The sequence below is a fragment of the Curtobacterium sp. C2H10 genome, assembly GCF_025407985.1.
Taxonomy (GTDB): domain Bacteria; phylum Actinomycetota; class Actinomycetes; order Actinomycetales; family Microbacteriaceae; genus Curtobacterium.
This window is the reverse complement of record NZ_JABXGF010000243.1, coordinates 1-242: the sequence shown is the minus strand read 5'-3', so window position 1 is coordinate 242 and position 242 is coordinate 1. Positions and strand designations below refer to the sequence as shown.

Annotated in this window: 1 protein-coding gene; it reads left to right on the top strand. The window is 52.9% G+C overall.

What is annotated here, in order from left to right; all coding sequences use genetic code 11:
• On the top strand, positions 1-242 hold a 242-nt coding region (locus HWD93_RS18805; RefSeq protein ID WP_261647645.1), incomplete at both ends, for a hypothetical protein.

The following is a 242-nucleotide window of genomic DNA, read 5'->3' as shown; positions in this document are numbered from 1 at the left end:
CAGTGAAGCCACGTGGTGCGGAAAAGCCCGTCAGGCACTCCCGTTTAGTAGAAGAAGGTAAAGCACCTGATGTGTTGGGTGCTTATCAGCACGAAGCTGTGGAGCGCATCAACTTACTGCTTAATGCTTTGCCAGAATCCATGACCTGCTACCTGGCGCTGGATCTTGCCGAAGGCCTGCCTGATATTTCACTCAGTTGGCTACCAAAGATTACCCGGCCAGTGATCCGCATCCGTGATCTC